The following is a 16805-nucleotide window of genomic DNA, read 5'->3' on the forward strand; positions in this document are numbered from 1 at the left end:
CTACGGACGACTCAGTTCAGCTTCGTCCGGTCCGGCGGGCGGTCACTGCCCTTGTCTTTGGTCAGGTCGACCGGTGCGGCGTCCACCGTCTTGTCGCTGTCAGGCGTGGCCTTGCTGCGCTCCTCGGCGCGGCGGCGCAACTCCGAGGCGAGATCCGAGAAATCGCTGGCGGTGGGCAGGATGTTCTTGGTCTTCTTCCTGGCTTCCTGCACCACCTGCGAGCGCTGGTGCTGGTCGAACGGCAGGCCCAGGCGCTTTTGCTCGAAATACTGCTCGGACAGTCTGCCCAGCGCGTAGGTCCAGCCGTAGACGGCGGGCGCGGTGATCAGGCCGCCAATCACCGGCAGGGCCAGCTTGGCCAGCCCGCGCATGACCTGGCGGGCCAGCATGCCGTAGGCAATCGTCGCACCGAGTTCCTGGATGATCTCGCGGGCGCGCTCGGCGCTGATCTCGAAGCCGTGAATCTTGCCGACGTGCAGCACCATCTTGATTTGCAGCGGCGTGATCAAAAGCAAATCGGCAAACGGTAGCGGCTCCACAGCCACCGCCCCGGTCAGCAGGGCGGCGTTGCGAATCACGTCCTCGCCGTTTTCCTCGCGGGATTTGTCGGGGTCAATGTCAAAGTTGAAGTTGTCGAGAACCTGCTTGAGAAGCGGGAGCATACGGATATGCTAGCGCCCCCGCCTGAGCGAATGGACCGGAAGCCTTGAGCGGGGCTTGGTGTGGGTCCATTCGGGTCAATCTGGCTGGATCAGTCCTCGCCCGCCCGGGTCAGTTGCTCCAGCACAGGCCGCAGCGCCGGGAACTCGCGGGTGGCGCTGACCCACACCAGTGCCGGATCAAGGCCAAAATAGTCGTGGGCCACCATGTTCCGCACGTCGCGCAGGGTGGCCCAGGGCACCTCGGGGTGGAGGTCTTGCAGGTGCTGGGGCAGGTACTTGGTGCCCTCCCCGATGCGCAGCAGCCGCAGCAGCGCGGCGTCAAAGCGCAGCGGGTCGGTTCGGAAGCTCTCCAGCGTCTGCCCGGCGGTGATCCGGCGCAGGGCGTCAATGTCGGCGCTCAGTTCGGAGAGCCGCCACTTCCACCGCTTGCGGCCAGCGCAGGGCGGGTGGAGTTGCGGCTCCAGCGCGTCCACGCTGTCAAGCAGCACTTCGCGCTTCAGTGGCGGCTTGAGGGCCGCTTCGGTCACGGCGTCGGTGCGGTGGCCCAGTAACCGCTCGAAAAACTCGCGGGCGCGTGCCAGCGTCAGCAGCCCGGCTTCCGGCGCAAGGTCGAGCAGCACGTCCACGTCCGACTCGGCCCCAGCTTCCTGGCGCGCCACCGAGCCGAAGACCCGCACCCGCGTCACGCCCAGATTGCGCCACTCTCCCTCCCGCTCGCGGATCAGGCTCAGGACGGTGGCGAGGTCTGGACGAATTTCTTTGAAGTTCGGCCCGGTCATGTCCCACAGGATAGTGCGGTCATGACCCGAACAGCCCCGACCGGCGGGTGCGGGTCGGGGCTGGAGAGGCTGGGTGACTACCGTGAGACTTGAAGCCTCAGATGCTCTGCACCTCGAAAGTCAGGCCCTGCGCTGCCGTCTCGGGATTGGGATCGCGGCCTGACAGGGTGGCGTAGGTGGCCTGCGGGGGCGTGAGGTAGGTGGCCTGCACCCGCCGCAGGTCGTCCAGCGTCACCCGCATCAGGCGGGCCTTGTAGTCTTCCTGAAGGTCGGCGCTGAAGCCTGCCAGATCGGAGAAGATGCGGCTGCGGGCCAGGCTGTCGGCGCTCAGCAGCGGGTCGAGCTGACGACTGGCGCTCAGTAGCGCCTCGGTCAGCTCGCGCTGGCTCAGCTCGCCGCCCAGGAAGTCGGCCACTCCGGCAAACACCTCGAAGGTGCGCCCGATGTGCGGGTCGCGGTAGCTGCTCATGCTGAACACGCCGCTGCGCGGGTCGAACGAGGCGCTGCCGCCGTAGGCCCCACCCTTCTCGCGCAGCTCCTTGAGCAGATACTCGGTTCTCAGCAACTTGCTGAGCGCCAGCAGCGCCGGGCTGTCGGCGTGAACGAACGGCACGCTGGCAAACGCCACAGCGTTGTAGGCCACTGGCGTATCGGCGGTGCGCGCCTGCGGGATACGCGGGGCCAGCGCCGGGGTGTAGGTTTGCCGGGCCGCGCCGCTGAAGAGGTCTGCCAGCGGCGCGAGGTCGAGGTCAAGGTCGCTTTCGGTGGCGCTCACGGCAATCCGGGCGCGGGCGGCCAGGATCACGGCGGTCAGTGCTTCCAGGCGGGCGCGCAGCTCGGCCCAGTGGCCCTCGGCCTGCCACGCCTGCAATCTTTTGAAGGCGGTAAATCCGCCCTGGCGCTCATCCAGTGCTTCCAGTGGGCTGATCTGCGCCCCGGCCAGAGTAGAGGCGTAGGCCGAGCCGTTGCCGACGATCCCCGAGCGCATGCCCGCGACCCGCTGGTTGACCAGTTGCGAGAGGCGCTCGTCGCTGAATTTCGGCTCGGCGATCACGCCCTTGAGCAGCTCGACCAGCGCACCTTTGTTGCGCGAGAGCGCCTTGCCGCTGAAGGTCAGGCTGATGCGAACGGCGTCCAGGTCGTCCGGGCTGCTGCCCTTGCCCGCCGAGGCGCTGATGCCGCCGGTCACGGCCTCGATGCGGCGGGCCAGCGCCACCTCGTCCAGGCCTGCCGCGCCGTTCCGGGTCACCGCGTAGGCGTAGAAGGGCAGCAGGTCGAGTTGGTCCTGGCTCAGCTCCGGCAGCGGCAGTTGCACGTCCAGGTAGACCAGGCCCCCAGTGGGCTGGGCCGCGCGGTAGAGGTCGGCGCTGGGCTGCTGTTCGTGGCTGTAGCTGGGGCGCGGCACGCTGAGGGTCACATCGTTCAGGCCCAGGCTGGGCAGCAGCGAGTGGTCGTCCGCCGGGGCGTTTTGCAGCGCCAGGGCGTCCTCGACGATGGCGGCGCGGTCTGCGTCGGTCAGGTTCGCGCCGAGACGGGTCACCATTGCCCGCTCGGCCTCGGCCTGCTGGTCCTGCATGGCTGGGTCGGGCGTCAGGGTCAGGGTGACCCGGTGCGGGTTCTCCAATAGCCACTCACGGATCATCGGCTCGAAGACCCGGCCCGCCTTGCGCTCGGCACTCAACTTATCCAATTCGGTGGCCAGATTGAGGCTCGCCACCGGGTCGCCGCCGTAGAGCCACGGATTGACCACCGCGAACAGCAGCTTCAGGGCGTAGGGCGTGCCCGCGTTGCTCACCTCGCGCTGGGCGATCTCGAACTGGTGCAGGGCGCTGTCGATCAGGGCGTCATCTAAGCCCTCGCGTTCGATCTGCGCCAGGGTCTCCAGCACCAGCGCCTCCACTTTGGGCGCGTTCCCGGCGCTCAGCCCCTTGAGGCCCGCCCCGAAGGCCGCCTCGCGGAAGTTGTCGTGGTAGCCGCTGCCGTCGGCCAGGGCGCTGCCCAGCCCCGAATCGATCAGCGGTTTGTAGAGCGGGGCCGCCGGGTTGCCCAGCAGCACCTCGCTCAGCACGCTCCACTTGAGGTTGTCGTAGGCCTGGTAGGTCGGCGTGACTTTCCAGGCCACCACCACCTGCGCGCCGCGCTCGATGTCGGTGGACGGGTAGCGCACTTCCTCGCGGCGCGGCGACTCGAAGTTCGGCTGGTCGGGAATCTGCACGTCGAGTTCGTTGGGCCCGAACTGACTCATCACGTCCGTCTCGATGGTATTCAGCAGATCGGTGAGCGGCATCTGCCCGTAGCTGTAGAAAAAGGCGTTGGACGGGTGGTAGTGCGCCGCGTGGAAGGCCTTGAGGTCGTCGTGGGTCAGGTCGGGGATGTTGGCCGGTTCGCCGCCGGAGTTGTTGGCGTAGGTCAGATCGGGGTAGAGGGCCTTGCCGAGTGCTTTGTACATCACCATGCCGGGGCTGGCCATCGCGCCCTTCATCTCGTTGTAGACGACACCCTGCATCTTCAGTTCGCTCTTCGGGTCGGCGGGATCGGCATTCTCGAAGCGGTGGCCGTCGCGCAGAAAGCTGAAACGGCTCAGGCGCGGGAAGAAGGCGGCGTCGAGGTAGATGCCCAGCAGGTTGCCGAAGTCCTGCGGATTGCGCGTCGAGAACAGGTAGGTCGTCCAGTCCGCTGCCGTCATGGCGTTCATGAAGGTGTTGAGCGAGCGCGGGATCATGGCGAAGAACGGGTCCGAGACCGGGTAGCGCTTCGATCCCATCAGGGCGATGTGCTCCAGGATGTGCGGCACGCCGGTGCTGTCTTTGGGCACGGTGGGAAAGGTCACGGCGAAAGCGGCGTTCTCGTCGGCACGTGCGATATGGATGTGGCGGCTGCCGAGGTCGTGGCGCAGCTCCACATACGTCGCGGCGGTGTCGGGCAGCGCTTCTACGCGCTCGACGGTGTAGCGGCCCAGGCGCTCGCCCACGCGCGGGAGAGAAGCGGTCAGGTCACTTGAAGCTGAAATGGTCATGGCGAGAAGTCTAGCGCCGGGTGGCCGCCCCGAAGGCAGCTTTGCTGACGCTGGCGCTTGCCTGAGGACAGGCGACTCAGCAGACCGCGTATCGGCACTCACCCGCACCCGCTAAACTGCCCTCCATGAACCGACTGTTTCCCGCCCTCGTCGGGGCGACGCTGCTCCTGAGTGCCTGCGGCAGCGGCAGCACGCCGAGCGCCACGCCAACCTCCAGCCGAGATCTGCTGGGTTTCAGCAGCGCGTCGCTGGGCACCGCCTATGTGGGCGAGAGCTACAGCGGCAGCGTCGCGCCATTGGGCGGCACCGGCCCCTACAGCGTGCGCCTCACCAGCGGCACGCTGCCTGACGGCCTCAAATTCTCGGGCGGCAGCAGCGCCAGCATCAGCGGCACGCCGACAGCCACCGGCAGCGCCACCTTCAGTCTGGAAGTCGTCGACGCCAACCTCAGTGTCAAGTCCCAGACGTTTAACCTGTCGGTGGCCGAACTGCCGCCGCTCGATTTCGTGCCCAAGCTGCCCGGCGGCGAGCTGCGCGGCGAGACCCGCATTCCGCTGAATGTCCAGGGACCGCGCGGGGTGCGGGCTGCCCACTTCACCTGGGTCTTGCCCGACAACGCCCAGGTGACCGGTGTGCAGTCGCTTGGCGGCACCGACGCGGGCCGCCCCATCGTGTTCTGGAAGCAGAGCGGGCACAACCTGATCCTCGATTTCGGCTTCCGGCTGCCGCCCAAGAACGCCTCCCAGGTCGCCATGATCAGCCTCAAGCCGTCCAACAACCAGCCGCTGACGCTGGTCCCGGTCGCCTCCGGCTCGACCAGCTTCGTGCTGGCTCTGGACGGCGCAGGCAAGGTGCTGCGCGAGGTCAAGCCGCAGGAAGTCAAACCGCCGAACGCAGCGGGTCCGGCAATACAGCAGCCGGTCAGTCCGGTTCCCGCTGCAAGTGACAGCGCCGCGCCCGCTCCGCAGACCAGCCCGGACAAGGCGGCGGACCCGGCCAAGCCCGCCGACCCGGTGAAGGCTGAGCCAGCTCCCACCGCTCCGGCCGTCCCCGACCCCGTTGCCCAGCCCCCCGGCGACACGGCCCCGCCAGTCACCGGTCCATCCAAAGCTGATCCGGTTAACCCTGAGCCAGCCATTCCTGATCTGGCCCCCACCGACCCAGCCCCCACCGACCCAGTCCCCGTCGACCCAGCTCCTGTCAAGACAGACCCGGCCACCTCCGGAGACGGCAAATGAAGCGCCATTTCCCCATTCGCCACTCTGTCAACGCCATGCTGCTGGGCCTGCTGACCCTGGCGGGAGCCACCTCCGCGCCGAGGCTGACGCTGGTGCAGCAGGCAGTCAAGGCCGACGTGATCGTGCGGGCCACTGTGGAAGCGCCGACCAGCGTGCAGGAGAACGGGCAGACCTGGACGGTATACCCGCTGACTGTTCTGGAAACGCTGGCGGGCGACGCCCAGGGCCTGCCGCAGTCGCAGAACAGGCCCAGCGTCTGGGTGCTCGGCGGCATTCAGGATGGGCCGCTGCTGACTGGCGGTGAAATGATGCTGCTGCTTTACAAATCGCGCTACGACAGTCCGCTGGTGGGCTTCAACCAGGGGTTTTATCCAGTACAGGGCACGGGGAAGAGCAAGGTGGTTCTTAATCTGCCTGAAGGCACTCCCGGCGTGACCCCAGTTGCGCCCGCGCCGGGCAGTACCGCGCCGCAGGGAACCGTTGCTCCCACTGCCTTGCCTGCCAACGCTGTGCCTGCTGCGGCTCCGGTGAGCCCAGCGCCCACCACTTTGCCCCAGCTGACGCCCGCCCAGCCCAATCCAACCCTGCCGGGTTCAACGCAACCTGACCCGACCCAAACCAGTCCGGCCCAGCCCAGCGCGGCACCCGTGACGCCCCCCGCACCCGACCCGGCCACTGGCACGCCAGCTGAAGCCGCTGCTGTGACGCCGCCCGCCGCTGCGGCCCTGCCCCCCACTGCCCTCGACGAATCGGTCGCGGCCTCGGCTTCTCCGGCGTTGGCTCCTGCTGCTGCCACTGCTGCGCCGTCTGCCGCCCCAACTGGGCCAGCAGCGACGACCCCGGCCGCGCCCGGTCCGGCCCCGGCAGCTCCAGTCATTCCAGCTCTAGTCAGTCCGGCCAGTCCAGCCCCAGCCAACACGGCGGCCACACCCCCGGCTACCACGCCCACCGTTCCCAATCTTCCCGCTCCGGCAGGCTCGTTGCCCATCGGCTCGCCCGCACCGGCCCAAACAGACACGGCCCAGACCGGCACAGCCCAGTCCGACGCCACCCCGGTTCAGGCCGTGCCAGTGCTTCCTCAGCCTCTGGTTCCCGCACCCGCCGCTGCGCCTGCGACTGCTGTGCCTGCGGCTCCCTTACCCGGTCAGATGACGCTGGAAACCTTTCGCAAGACCGTGCTCGACGCGCGGGCCAAGGCGGGCAAGTGAAGCGCTGGATGGTGGTGGCCTGCCTGACGCTCGGCACAGGGTTACTGTCCGGCACAGTGCAGGCGGCCAGTTTTGCCAGTGTGCCGCTGCGGCCCGATGGTCAGGCGCTGCGGCAGGCGGTCCTCTCGGCGCTCGCGGCCCTCAGCAGCCCCGACTTTCCGGTGACGCTCGACGACAGCGCCCAGGGCGGCGGAGCGCTGTTGGTGCTGGGCGGGAGTGTGCCGTTCAACCCCGACGTGTCGTCGCGCACCCTGACGGTTGCCGGGGTGCGGCGCACCGAGTTCAACCCCCAGGGGCCGGTGCCGCTCGTCCAGGCGGTGCGCGCCGAGATCGGCAGCTTGCTGGGCCTCACGGAATTCACGCCGCAAGCGGCCCGGCGCAAGCTCAGCGGAGCTGACGTGAACGGCGACGGCAAGGTTGATCTGACCGATCTGGCACTCCTGATGGGCAACTTCGGCAAGTCCGGCGGCGGGCTGCCTGGCGACCTCAACCGTGACGGCCGGGTGGACGAGAGCGACCTCAAGCTGTTCACCGACGAATACCGGATTCCCTGAGCCATACTTGAAGGCCATGAACGATATCCCTGAACCTGCCGCGCTGGGCACCATCGACCTGCAAGACTTCCTGAAGCTCAAAGGGCTGGTGGACACCGGGGGCGAGGCCAAATTCCGCGTCCAGAACGGTGAGGTCAAACTCAACGGCGAGATCGAGACGCGCCGCCGCAAGAAACTCCAGCGCGGCGACGTGGTCGAGATCCACGGCGTGGCCCACCCAGTGGAGTGGTGAGCCACCCGGCACAGCAGGACTGGCTGGGCAACTTAGAGGAGTTCCGCGCCCGCAAGGACACTTTCTTTCGCAGCGGACGCGGGCCTGTGAAAGATGTGGGCAGCTTTACTGGGCTGAGCTATTTTCCGCCCGACCCGGCCTGGAACCTGCGGCTGAAGGTGGACCGTCTGCCCGCTGCCGCCGTGACGCTGGTCACCAGCACGCCCGGCGAGACCCAGTCTTTTATCACCTGGGGCACAGCCGAGTTGCCCGGCGGCGAGCGCCTGATCTTGTATGCCCGCGCGGATGAGGTTGCCCCGGCGGCGCTGTTCGTGCCGTTCCGGGACGCGACCAGCGGCCACACCACCTACGGTGCGGGCCGCTACCTCGACGTGCCGCTCTTCGGCAATACTGCCGAACTGGATTTCAACCGCGCCTACCACCCCTACTGCGCTTACAGCGACGCCTGGACCTGCCCCCTGCCGCCTGCCGAGAACTGGCTGAGGAGCGCGGTGGGAGCAGGGGAGAAGCTGCCTGAGCTGCCTTAGCGGGTCAGCACCGCGTAAAACACTTCGGTCACGCCGCCCTCGGCCAGCGCGTCGCGGCAGGCGCGCAGGGTTGCGCCAGTGGTCATCACATCATCGACCATCAGCAGGGGTTGCGAGAGTCCGGCTCCCGATAAGCTCAGGCCCTGGCCCCGCGCCGAGAATGCGCCGATCAGGTTGCCAAGGCGGGCCTGGCCGCTGAGCTTGGCCTGCTGGGTGGTGGCCCGGGTGCGGCGCAGGCTTTCCTGGTAGGGCAAACCCAGCTCACTGGCGACGCAGCGGGCCAGCAGCTCGGCGTGGTTGAAGCGGCGCTGACGCTGACGGCCCGCGTGCATCGGTACGGCGCTCACCGCCTTCAGATGCCATTCATCCGGCACGCCGCGTGCCAGTGCTGCTCCCAAGACCTGCGCCAGATCGCGGTGGCCGCCGTATTTCAGCTCACGGGCAGCGCGGCGCAGGACCGCCCTGTGCTCGCCCAGAATCACCAGATGCGGCGTGACGGCATTGCTGAGCATCGAGTGGCGTTCCAGGCGTGGGCGCAACTCGGCCCGGCAAGCCCTGCACAGCCCGCTCTCCCGGCCCAGCGCCGCTCCGCAGCCGGGACAGGGGCGCGGCAACAGGGCACGCAGGAAGCCCGTCAGATCGCTCAGCGCCGCTCCTGGGCCGCCGAGAGTTCGTCCACGAACAGGGGCACTGTCTCAGCCTCGATTCTGGCCCAGGCCTCGTCCATGCCGTGCGGATTGGTGTAGAGCGCGGCCAGCGCGAGGCAGGCGTAATAGTGCCGCACGACCCGGCTGACCCCGGCCTGCCCCAGCCGGATGCGTTCGGAGGAGCTGAGCAGTTCGGCGAACAGATCGGGCTGCTCCAGCGCCGGGTGCCCGCCCTGGCGGATGGCGGCGCGAATGAAGTCGGCCACCTGCGCTGGATTGTGCCAGAAGCCGAACAGCAAGGTCTCGGTCATGGCGTCCAGGCGGCGGAGGGTGCCCGGTGCACAGGCCCGCGAGATCATCTGGCGGGCCAGTGCCTGACGCTGATTGCGGGCCAGGCCGTACTCGCCCAGCGTCAGTTGAGGGCTGCCGGGCATCAGTGCGCCGCCGAGGGTGCGCCGCAGCCGGTAGGCCACGACGTAATGCTGGTATTCGAGCAGCAGTTCGCTGACCGGACTGGGCGGGGGAGGAGCGGAAGGCACGCCGAAAGTCTAGGCCGCAGGCGGGCGGGCAACCGTGACCCGGCGCGAAGTCTGGCCGCACCGCTAGACTTAAATGGTGCTGCCGCTGCTGCCTGCCTTGCCCAACGAATCCCAGCATGCCCGCGTGACCCGCGCCCTGCGGGAAGGCATTCAGATGGGCCTGCTGGCTCCCGGCGAGAAGTTGCCCGGCAGCCGTGAACTGGCCCGCCACTGGGGGGTCGCCCGCAATACCGTGACCGGAGTGCTGGAGCAGCTTCAGGCCGAGGGCTACCTTGACGTCCGGGCGCGCAGCGGCACGATGGTGGCCGAATTGCCGCCGCAGCCGAGCGCGCCTGAAGCGCTGGCGAGTCCGCCGCTGGCGCTCAGTGCCTGGGCACGCCGGGCGCTGGAATCCCAGGGCCGCCCGCCCGGCGTCGCCGTCTGGACCGGGCGCTCGGAGCAGGGGAGTCAGGCCGAGTGGACCGATTTCCGGCTGGGTCAGTCGCCCAGCGGTTTGTTTCCCTCGGCGCAGTGGGCGCAGGCGCTGGCCAAGCACGCCTACGACGCCGCCAGCAGCCCGCCTGATCCGCGCGGCCCGCTGGTGACCCGCCTGGCGCTGTGCGAGTGGCTGCGCCGGGAGCGCGGCGCACGCCTCACGCCCGACATGTTGCTGCTGACCGGCGGCGCGCAGGAAGCCCTCGACGCCCTCTCGCGGCTGCTGCTGGAAGCGGGCCGGGTGGCGGCGCTCGAAGACCCCGGCTACCCCGGCGCGCGGGCGGCGTTCCAGGCCACCGGCGCGAGTCTGTGGCCGCTGGCGGTGGACGCCCAGGGCGTGTTGCCTAACGGTTTGCCGCCCCGAGCGGTGCTGGCCTACCTGACGCCCGGTCCCCAGTTTCCCACCGGGGTCACGCTCTCGGCGGCGCGGCGATCGGCCCTCCTCGACTGGTCGCGGCGCAGCGGCGCGTGGCTGATCGAGGACGACTACGCCGCCGATCTGCACTACGCAGCCCGCCCGCCTGCCGCGCTGCAAGGCCAGGCCCCCGAACGGGTCATGCTGCTCGGCACCTTCAGCCAGAGCCTCGCGCCCGCCCTCCGGAGCGGCTATCTGGTGGCCCCGGTTCACGTCACCGAACTGCTGACCCGCACCCGCCCCGTGACCCAGCGCACCCCGCCGACCCTCGACGCGCTGGCGCTGGCCGAATTTCTGTCGGGTGGCGGCTATGCCAAGCACCTGCGCCGCGCCCGCAGCGAACTCAGAAGCCGCCACGACACGCTGCTCTCGGCCCTGCAAAGCGCGCTGCCGGGCTGGTCGCCGCGCCCGGTGCCCGCTGGGACGCACCTGTATCTGCCGCTGCCGCCTGGCCTGAGCGAACTGGAGGTGCAGCGCCGTGCCGCCCAGGCGGGCGTGGGCCTGAGTGTGGCCGGTGAGCTGCGTCTGCGCGCCGGCGAGGCCGCGCTGCTGCTGGCCTTTGCCCACCTGACGCCGCCTGCCATCCGGGAAGGCGTCGAGCGCCTGGCAGGGGCGCTGCGCTGAGTCGCCGCCGCCCATCTTCACACTTCCGACCTCACAATTCTGGGCCTGATTGGTGCGTCAGAACGGCGTGACAGCGCCTTGGACAAGATGCGGGTATGGCTCTCGTTCACCGCTGGACCGTTGCTACCGCTGCTGTGCTGCTCGCCCTCTCTACCGCCTGCGCTGCCCAGGTTGCGCCCGCCCAGGCTGCGCCTACCAAAATTGTTGCTGTTCAGACCGGTTCCACCAAAGCCGTGCCGCTCAAGGTCGGCATCGCCTTTGATACCGGCGGCAAAAATGACCGCTCCTTCAATCAGGCTGCCTGGGAAGGCGCGCAGCGTGCCGCCAAGGACTTCGGCGTGAAGCTGAGTCTGTTCACGCCCACGGAAGATGCCCAGGGTGTCGCCACGCGCGGGGCCGAACCGCTGGCCCAGGGCGGCGCGGATCTGGTGATCGGCATCGGCTTTGCCAACAAGGACAGCGTCGAGGAGGCCGCCCGCAACCACAGCGGGGCCAAGTTCGCGGTGGTGGACGATCTGCCTACCGGCGACAACACTGTCGGGCTGCGCTTCCGCGAGCAGGAAGGCTCGTTTCTGGTCGGCTACATCGCGGGCAAGACCAGCAGCACCGGGCGGGTGGGCTTCGTCGGCGGGCAGGACGTACCCGTGATTCACAAGTTCGAGGCAGGCTTCAAGGCGGGTGTGAAATTCGTCTGCCCGAGCTGTCAGGTCTTCTCGGCCTATATCGGCACCACCCCGGCGGCCTGGAACGACACGGCCACGGCGGGCAAGCTGGCTGCCTCGATGCAAAAGCGCGGCGCGGACATCATCTTTGCGGCGGCGGGCGGCAGTGGCGCGGGCGTGGTGGCGCAGGTCAACGCCGCACAGTGCCTGAAGGCCGTCGCTTTGCCTCAGGGCGTTACCTTCAAGTCTGATCTGTTCGCGGCGCTGCCTAAGAGTGACGCTTACCAGAAGCGCTGCGCGGGCGACAGCCGCCCGACCTTCTTCATCGGCGTGGACAGCAATCAGAATTACCTGGGCGACGACGACAAGAACCCCGCCACCCTCAACCATGGCCTGACCAGCATGGTCAAGCGGGTGGACAACGTGGTGTACAGCCTTATTCAGGACATGACGCGGCAGCAGAACTGGCGCACTGGCGATCAGAGTTATGGTCTGAGCAACGGCGGCGTCGGCTACGCGCTCGACACCTACAACCGCGCGCTGATCAGCCCGGACCTCAAAACCCTGCTCGATAAGGTGCAGCATCTGATCGTCTACCGTTCGATCAAGGTGCCGGTGAAATAAGCGGTCAGAGATAGATCAGGTCAGGGTGAGGCGAGGTGGTGATTCAGGGCCGGTCTTCACCTCGCTCCTTTGTCGCTGCCGCCACTGTTCTCTGTCGAGGCCGTCTCAGCGGTCAGCCCCTCTCAACCATCAAACTCTTTTTCCAGCCAGGCCACCTGCCCGCCCTCCGCCGTCAGCGCTTGCCCGGCCTGAACCAGAAAATGCTCACGGGCGGTCTCGGCGTCGGCGCGTGTGAGCTGGTAAGCCGCAGGGTCGGCCAGCACGGCCTTGAGCGTGTCGAGCACCCGGACCCCGCTGAGCGGTTGGTCGCCCAGGGTCATATCGCTTCGGTAATTGACCAGATAATCCAGGGCGAAAAAGGCCGGTTCAGTGACGCAGCCGCCCGTGTAAGGTATCAGGCCGGGCGCGTGGAAGGTGATGGCCGGGGTCATGCCGCTCAGTGTAGCGGCGGCGCTCCAGCGCTTGCCAGCTGAATGGGGAAACACAGGCGTTTGCGAGTGTTCCCCCAAATTCTGTCGAAATTCGTCTCAGGCTCAGGCCAGCAGGGCGCGCTGCTGAGGCGAGGACAGCAAAGTGGTGCGTCCGCGCAGGTAAAGATCGTCGAGAAGGCGGGCACCAAAAATCTTGGTGATGAGCGACAGTCGGTATTCCAGCACATGCCCGGCCAGCTTCAAGCGGACCCGGTCGTTGGTGCCTGGAACCCACACGCAGTCAATCGGCTGAGTTTCATTCATGGAGGCTCCTTTGTAGAGATAGGCAACGCTACCGCAGTCCGACCCGGTGGCCTGACAGCGAGCATTCCTTTGTGGTCTGGGCAGTCTAGGCCACGACCATGCCGTTCTGGCAAGAGAACGAAGAAGCCTCCTTTACTCTTGGATCATGAGCTGAAAGTACAACCCGGTGGGTCAGACTTTTAGAGAGTGGTGAAAACGGTGACATGCCGCCTTGCATCACTCAACAATGCGCGCTTCCGCCAGCATTTCGGAAAGTCTCGACAGAGCGCGGCTGTATTTCTTGGCGTATGCGCCGTGCTTGTAGCTTTCGTCAAACAACTGGCCGAGGCTGATGCCGCTGAAGGCCGCGCCCAGGCCCAGGTCGTAGAGCTTGTCGATGAAATGCACGAAGCGCAGCGCCACGTTCTGATCGCGCATGGGGGTGAGGCCTGACACGCCCAGCGCCCCGACCCCCGAGAGCAGCCGGGCGAAGCGCGAGGGGTGCACCTCCAGCAGCAGGCGGTTGAGGTCGCGGTGGGGGAGCAGGGCCAGGGTCACCGGGTTCTGGCGCTGCTGCCAGGTACCGAACTCGGCCTCGCTCATGATCTGGGCGGGCACGGCTCCGCGCTGGCGGTAATCCGGGCCGTCGAGCTGGAGGTTGCGGAAGCGGCTGGCGATGCCCTTGATCTGGCGCTCGAAGTCGCGGGCATTGAAGCGGCCCTGGCCCAGCGCGCCCGGCTCGGTGTTGCTGGTGGTGACCACCCAGGTGCCACCGGGCATCAGCTGGCCCAGAAAGGTATTGGCCATGTGGGTATTGCCGGGGTCGTCGAGTTCGAACTCGTCAATCAGCAGCAGGTCGTGGTCCTTGAAAGTCTCTACTGCCCGCACCATGCCCAGCGCCCCGATGACGTACATCAGGTCCTGAAAGCTCATCAGCGCTGTTCTGGCAGGTCGTGCCCGGCTGACGGCAGCGTGATAGGTGCTGGCCAGCAGGTGCGTCTTGCCGACCCCGAAACCGCCGTCGAGGTAAATACCCTGGCCCTCGGGCGGCGGACGCTTGAACAGCCGGAAGCTGCCGCTGCGCCCGCTACGCCCGGCCTGCTGCGCCAACGCTTCCAGCGCGTCTCTGGCCTGAGTCTGCGAGGGAAAGGCGGGATTGGGCTGGTAGTTCTCGAAGCTGACCCCGGCGAAGCGGGCGCTGGGGGTCAGGCCCTCGGTGAGCTGCGCCGGGGTCAGGCTGGGGCGGCGGGCGGTGAGGTCAATCACGGGCGGCTCAGGGCTGCTCGGGCGGCAGACTGGAGCGCAGCAGCCGCACATCTTTGCCGATTGCCTCCAGCAGGTAGGGACCGGTGTGTGCCGACACCACTACCGTGTCCAGCGGACTCAGGGTGAGCACCCCGGCGGCCGTCCTGACATCCAACTGGCCGCGCAGCAGCGTCAGGGCGTGCAGGCTCAGGCCGCGCGTGTGGCCCTCCAGGCGCTCGCCCGCCTCGATCTCGGCCACGTCCAGCCGGAAATATGGGCACTCGGCCACCGTTGCCGCCTCCGCCGCGCCCAGGGGAGGCAGCGGCACGATTTCGGCGCTCAGGTCGGCCCGCGTCACCCTGACCGACTCCTCGATGTGCAGTTTGCGCCCGGCGCTGGCGGGACGGTCCCAGTCGTAGACCCGGTAGGTGGTGTCGCTGGTCTGCTGCACCTCGTAGAGAAAGGTACCCGGCCCCAGTGCGTGTAGCGTTCCGGCAGCGATGAACACGGTGTCGCCCGCTTTGACCGCCTGCTCGTCGGCCATGTCCAGCACCTGGCCCGCCCGGATGGCCTGCGCCAGCGCTTCCGGGGTGGTGCCAGACTTGACGCCGACCAGAATCTTCGCGCCGGGGTCGGTCTCGATGAAGTTCCAGGCCTCGGTCTTGCCGAACTCATTCTCGCCCACCAGTTCGCGGGCCTGCTCGTCGTTGGGGTGCACCTGCACGCTGAGCCACTCCTTGCAGTCGAGCAGCTTGATCAGCAGCGGAAAGCGCCCGCCGAAGCGCCGTGAGGTGCCCTCGCCCAGAAAGATGTCGCCCAAGTCGGCCAGCACTTTCTTTACCGTCTGCCCGTCCCTGGGGCCGCCTTCCACCGCATTGCCCTCGAACACCACCCAAGCTTCGCCGATGGGTGTTTCTCCTTGCGGCACCGACTTGAGCCGCTGGCCGCCCCAGACGCGGGCGTGGTACTGGGGCCGGAGCTTGTAGAGAAAAGGGGGCAGGGGCGCGGGGGTGGTCATGGATACAGGATAGCGAAGCGGGCGCGGCTATGAACGCGGGAAGCCGAAGTCAGCCTTTTAGCGCTGCCACCAGCTCAGTCTTGCTCATCTTGCTGCGGCCCTTCACGCCCGCTTCTCTGGCGCGGTTGTAAAGTTCGTCGCGGCTCAATCTGGGGAGCGCCGTACTGGGGTTACCAGTACCCTGGGTGCGTGTATTCGGCGTTCGGCCTTCCTCGCGGCGGTGCTTGTTGACGGTACGGGCGGCGATCTCCTCGGCCTCGACTTCGCTTTTGCCGCTGCGGCGCTCACTGGCCTTGACATGCTGGTACTGGCGTTCGTCTTTACCGCTCCAGGCGTCGGGCATCCTTGTTCCTCCCTGTGATCACTTTAAACCTGCGCTCACCTTAAAACCGGGCCGCGCTGCTGAGGTGAAAGAACGCCTCCTTAAAGGCTGAGCGGCTTATCATGAGGTATGAATCTTATGGCCCGTATTGTGGGGATCGTCGGCGTGGTGCTGATCGTGGTGGCGCTGGCGCTGCTGTTCGGCAACGTGATTACCATCAACAAGCTCGACGCCATCGCCTCGGCGCTGCGAACGAACGTCACCACCAACCCGTCGCCGGGCGTGATGCTGACCTTTGGCCTGGGCACCATCGGTGGTCTGCTGGCCGGAGCGGGCGGGGCCATGATGGTGAGGAGTCGGCGGGCCTAGTTCTCCGGCGTCACGAGGGCTTGCACCCGGCCCACCACGCCCGAAGTGAGGCGCACTTTGATGCCGTGCGGGTGGGTGGCCGAGCTGGTCAGCAGCGCCGACACCACGCCGCGAGTGAGCTGGCCGCTGGCCTGATGGTGTTTCTGGATGACGTCCACAGTGAGGCCGGGGCGGACTTGGGAGCGGGGTGGGGGAGGCGTCATGCTGACACATCCAGAATGGACTTCACCACTTGACTCAAACTGCCCGACACGTCCGCCCTCGCCAGCGGATTCTGCGCCTGTCCTGTCCGTTCCACGAAGGCCGTCTTCAGCCCCGCCGCCTTCGCCCCGGTAACGTCCCAGCCGTGCGCGGCGATGAGCCAGCTCTGGGCCGCTTCTGCGCCTGCTTCGCGCAGGCCGTACTCGTAGGCGGCCCGCCGCGGCTTGAGTGTGCAGGCCGCGTCCACCGAGAGCGCGCCGTGCAGCAGGTCGCGCAGCCCGGCATTGTCCAGCTGGGCTTCCAGCACATCGAGCTTGTTGTTGGTCAGGGCATAGGGCTTTGCGCCGCCGTCTTTGAGCAGTTGCAGCCCTTCACGGGTATCGGGATGAGGCGGCAGCGACTTCATGGTGCGGGCCACCTCGTCGGCCAGCCCGTCCGGAACCGGCTGCTGACGCCCCTGCCCCAGCGCACTCAGGGCGGCCTTGCCCAGCGCCGAGAAGTCGCGGTAATCGCCGGTCACGGTGTGCGTCAGGGCCAGTTGTAGTAACAGCTGAAACCACTGCTTGCGCGCCGCGACTTCCCCGAAGGCGTTGCCAAACAGCGGATCGAGCGCCGACAAGTCGAGCAGCGTTTCGTTGACATCGAGGAACACCGTGGGCGTGGACATGGCCGCAGCTTAGCCGCCGCGCCGCCGAATCGGAGTGAGGCGGACGTAAACCGGACTTGGTCCAGACAA

Annotated in this window: 20 protein-coding genes; 8 read left to right on the forward strand and 12 right to left on the reverse strand. The window is 67.5% G+C overall.

The window, feature by feature from the left end; genetic code table 11:
• Positions 1–11: 11 nt before the first annotated feature.
• The 3 genes from N0D28_RS06810 to N0D28_RS06820 all read right to left on the reverse strand — a co-directional run bounded on the left by N0D28_RS06810 (position 12) and on the right by N0D28_RS06820 (position 4457).
• Positions 12–662 carry a YcjF family protein gene (locus tag N0D28_RS06810; protein ID WP_260561613.1) on the reverse strand — a complete coding sequence of 217 codons (651 nt, stop codon included), beginning with the start codon at positions 660–662 and terminating at the stop codon, positions 12–14.
• A gap of 89 nt (positions 663–751) precedes the next feature.
• A complete protein-coding gene (locus N0D28_RS06815; protein WP_260561614.1) occupies positions 752–1441 on the reverse strand; it encodes a HepT-like ribonuclease domain-containing protein in 690 nt (229 codons plus the stop codon).
• A gap of 97 nt (positions 1442–1538) precedes the next feature.
• Positions 1539–4457: an insulinase family protein gene (locus N0D28_RS06820; protein ID WP_260561615.1), complete on the reverse strand. Its 2919-nt coding sequence runs from the start codon at positions 4455–4457 to the stop codon at positions 1539–1541.
• Positions 4458–4582: 125 nt separating this feature from the next.
• Here N0D28_RS06820 and N0D28_RS06825 point away from each other — a divergent pair, with 125 nt between their 5' ends.
• Genes N0D28_RS06825 through N0D28_RS06845 form a run of 5 tightly spaced genes read left to right on the forward strand, consistent with a single transcriptional unit; the run spans position 4583 to position 8216 of the window.
• Complete coding sequence (locus N0D28_RS06825; RefSeq protein WP_260561616.1) at positions 4583–5695, forward strand: putative Ig domain-containing protein; 1113 nt, start codon at positions 4583–4585, stop codon at positions 5693–5695.
• Positions 5692–6903 (forward strand): hypothetical protein, encoded by a 1212-nt coding sequence (locus tag N0D28_RS06830; RefSeq protein ID WP_260561617.1) that lies wholly within the window; start codon positions 5692–5694, stop codon positions 6901–6903. The genes N0D28_RS06825 and N0D28_RS06830 overlap by 4 nt, the downstream gene beginning before the upstream one ends.
• Positions 6900–7457, forward strand: coding sequence for a hypothetical protein (locus N0D28_RS06835; RefSeq protein ID WP_260561618.1), 558 nt, complete (start codon positions 6900–6902; stop codon positions 7455–7457). The genes N0D28_RS06830 and N0D28_RS06835 overlap by 4 nt, the downstream gene beginning before the upstream one ends.
• Before the next feature lie 16 nt (positions 7458–7473).
• The gene (locus N0D28_RS06840) at positions 7474–7689 is read left to right on the forward strand and encodes an RNA-binding S4 domain-containing protein (RefSeq protein WP_260561620.1); all 216 of its coding nucleotides are present in this window, start codon (positions 7474–7476) and stop codon (positions 7687–7689) included.
• Complete coding sequence (locus tag N0D28_RS06845; RefSeq protein WP_260561621.1) at positions 7686–8216, forward strand: DUF1684 domain-containing protein; 531 nt, start codon at positions 7686–7688, stop codon at positions 8214–8216. Before N0D28_RS06840 ends, N0D28_RS06845 begins: the two co-directional genes overlap by 4 nt.
• On the opposite strand, the gene N0D28_RS06850 is transcribed toward N0D28_RS06845, so the two are convergent.
• Both N0D28_RS06850 and N0D28_RS06855 read right to left on the reverse strand, forming a co-directional pair.
• On the reverse strand, positions 8213–8830 hold the full coding sequence (locus N0D28_RS06850) for a ComF family protein (protein WP_312846437.1): 618 nt from the start codon (positions 8828–8830) through the stop codon (positions 8213–8215). The genes N0D28_RS06845 and N0D28_RS06850 overlap by 4 nt on opposite strands.
• 29 nt (positions 8831–8859) lie before the next feature.
• Positions 8860–9402 (reverse strand): hypothetical protein, encoded by a 543-nt coding sequence (locus N0D28_RS06855; RefSeq protein WP_260561622.1) that lies wholly within the window; start codon positions 9400–9402, stop codon positions 8860–8862.
• Between the two features lie 73 nt (positions 9403–9475).
• Between N0D28_RS06855 and pdxR the strand changes: the two genes are divergently transcribed.
• Both pdxR and N0D28_RS06865 read left to right on the forward strand, forming a co-directional pair.
• Positions 9476–10915: a MocR-like pyridoxine biosynthesis transcription factor PdxR gene (gene pdxR / locus N0D28_RS06860; RefSeq protein WP_260561623.1), complete on the forward strand. Its 1440-nt coding sequence runs from the start codon at positions 9476–9478 to the stop codon at positions 10913–10915.
• 95 nt (positions 10916–11010) lie between these two features.
• Positions 11011–12201, forward strand: coding sequence for a BMP family lipoprotein (locus N0D28_RS06865; RefSeq protein WP_260561624.1), 1191 nt, complete (start codon positions 11011–11013; stop codon positions 12199–12201).
• 122 nt (positions 12202–12323) lie between these two features.
• Here the strand turns inward: N0D28_RS06865 and N0D28_RS06870 are convergent, their stop codons facing one another.
• The 5 genes from N0D28_RS06870 to N0D28_RS06890 form a co-directional block, all read right to left on the reverse strand.
• The gene (locus N0D28_RS06870; RefSeq protein ID WP_260561625.1) at positions 12324–12632 is read right to left on the reverse strand and encodes a hypothetical protein; all 309 of its coding nucleotides are present in this window, start codon (positions 12630–12632) and stop codon (positions 12324–12326) included.
• 102 nt (positions 12633–12734) lie between these two features.
• On the reverse strand, positions 12735–12935 hold the full coding sequence (locus tag N0D28_RS06875) for a hypothetical protein (protein ID WP_260561626.1): 201 nt from the start codon (positions 12933–12935) through the stop codon (positions 12735–12737).
• Between the two features lie 216 nt (positions 12936–13151).
• Positions 13152–14180, reverse strand: coding sequence for a cell division protein ZapE (zapE, locus tag N0D28_RS06880; protein ID WP_260561627.1), 1029 nt, complete (start codon positions 14178–14180; stop codon positions 13152–13154).
• A gap of 7 nt (positions 14181–14187) precedes the next feature.
• Positions 14188–15177: a type I phosphomannose isomerase catalytic subunit gene (locus tag N0D28_RS06885; protein ID WP_260561628.1), complete on the reverse strand. Its 990-nt coding sequence runs from the start codon at positions 15175–15177 to the stop codon at positions 14188–14190.
• A gap of 49 nt (positions 15178–15226) precedes the next feature.
• Positions 15227–15520, reverse strand: coding sequence for an addiction module toxin RelE (locus tag N0D28_RS06890; protein WP_260561629.1), 294 nt, complete (start codon positions 15518–15520; stop codon positions 15227–15229).
• A 117-nt stretch (positions 15521–15637) separates the two neighbouring features.
• Between N0D28_RS06890 and N0D28_RS06895 the strand changes: the two genes are divergently transcribed.
• Complete coding sequence (locus N0D28_RS06895) at positions 15638–15868, forward strand: hypothetical protein (RefSeq protein ID WP_260561630.1); 231 nt, start codon at positions 15638–15640, stop codon at positions 15866–15868.
• On the opposite strand, the gene N0D28_RS06900 is transcribed toward N0D28_RS06895, so the two are convergent.
• Both N0D28_RS06900 and N0D28_RS06905 read right to left on the reverse strand, forming a co-directional pair.
• A complete protein-coding gene (locus tag N0D28_RS06900) occupies positions 15865–16071 on the reverse strand; it encodes a YwbE family protein (RefSeq protein WP_260561631.1) in 207 nt (68 codons plus the stop codon). The two genes, N0D28_RS06895 and N0D28_RS06900, sit on opposite strands and share 4 nt — an antisense overlap.
• Positions 16068–16736: a haloacid dehalogenase type II gene (locus tag N0D28_RS06905; RefSeq protein ID WP_260561632.1), complete on the reverse strand. Its 669-nt coding sequence runs from the start codon at positions 16734–16736 to the stop codon at positions 16068–16070. Before N0D28_RS06905 ends, N0D28_RS06900 begins: the two co-directional genes overlap by 4 nt.
• Positions 16737–16805: the final 69 nt, after the last annotated feature.

Origin of the sequence: Deinococcus rubellus (assembly GCF_025244745.1) — a bacterium.
Taxonomy (GTDB): Bacteria; Deinococcota; Deinococci; order Deinococcales; family Deinococcaceae; genus Deinococcus; species Deinococcus rubellus.

What these genes read in the sequence shown, in the direction of transcription:
- N0D28_RS06875 (WP_260561626.1), bottom strand. Translation starts at nt 12,935, where the DNA reads ATGAATGAAACTCAGCCGATTGACTGCGTGTGGGTTCCAGGCACCAAC.
- N0D28_RS06900 (WP_260561631.1), bottom strand. Translation starts at nt 16,071, where the DNA reads ATGACGCCTCCCCCACCCCGCTCCCAAGTCCGCCCCGGCCTCACTGTG.
- N0D28_RS06865 (WP_260561624.1), top strand. Translation starts at nt 11,011, where the DNA reads ATGGCTCTCGTTCACCGCTGGACCGTTGCTACCGCTGCTGTGCTGCTC.
- N0D28_RS06815 (WP_260561614.1), bottom strand. Translation starts at nt 1,441, where the DNA reads ATGACCGGGCCGAACTTCAAAGAAATTCGTCCAGACCTCGCCACCGTC.
- N0D28_RS06895 (WP_260561630.1), top strand. Translation starts at nt 15,638, where the DNA reads ATGGCCCGTATTGTGGGGATCGTCGGCGTGGTGCTGATCGTGGTGGCG.
- N0D28_RS06840 (WP_260561620.1), top strand. Translation starts at nt 7,474, where the DNA reads ATGAACGATATCCCTGAACCTGCCGCGCTGGGCACCATCGACCTGCAA.
- N0D28_RS06810 (WP_260561613.1), bottom strand. Translation starts at nt 662, where the DNA reads ATGCTCCCGCTTCTCAAGCAGGTTCTCGACAACTTCAACTTTGACATT.
- pdxR (WP_260561623.1), top strand. Translation starts at nt 9,476, where the DNA reads ATGGTGCTGCCGCTGCTGCCTGCCTTGCCCAACGAATCCCAGCATGCC.
- N0D28_RS06830 (WP_260561617.1), top strand. Translation starts at nt 5,692, where the DNA reads ATGAAGCGCCATTTCCCCATTCGCCACTCTGTCAACGCCATGCTGCTG.
- N0D28_RS06885 (WP_260561628.1), bottom strand. Translation starts at nt 15,177, where the DNA reads ATGACCACCCCCGCGCCCCTGCCCCCTTTTCTCTACAAGCTCCGGCCC.
- N0D28_RS06890 (WP_260561629.1), bottom strand. Translation starts at nt 15,520, where the DNA reads ATGCCCGACGCCTGGAGCGGTAAAGACGAACGCCAGTACCAGCATGTC.
- N0D28_RS06870 (WP_260561625.1), bottom strand. Translation starts at nt 12,632, where the DNA reads ATGACCCCGGCCATCACCTTCCACGCGCCCGGCCTGATACCTTACACG.
- N0D28_RS06820 (WP_260561615.1), bottom strand. Translation starts at nt 4,457, where the DNA reads ATGACCATTTCAGCTTCAAGTGACCTGACCGCTTCTCTCCCGCGCGTG.
- N0D28_RS06905 (WP_260561632.1), bottom strand. Translation starts at nt 16,736, where the DNA reads ATGTCCACGCCCACGGTGTTCCTCGATGTCAACGAAACGCTGCTCGAC.
- N0D28_RS06825 (WP_260561616.1), top strand. Translation starts at nt 4,583, where the DNA reads ATGAACCGACTGTTTCCCGCCCTCGTCGGGGCGACGCTGCTCCTGAGT.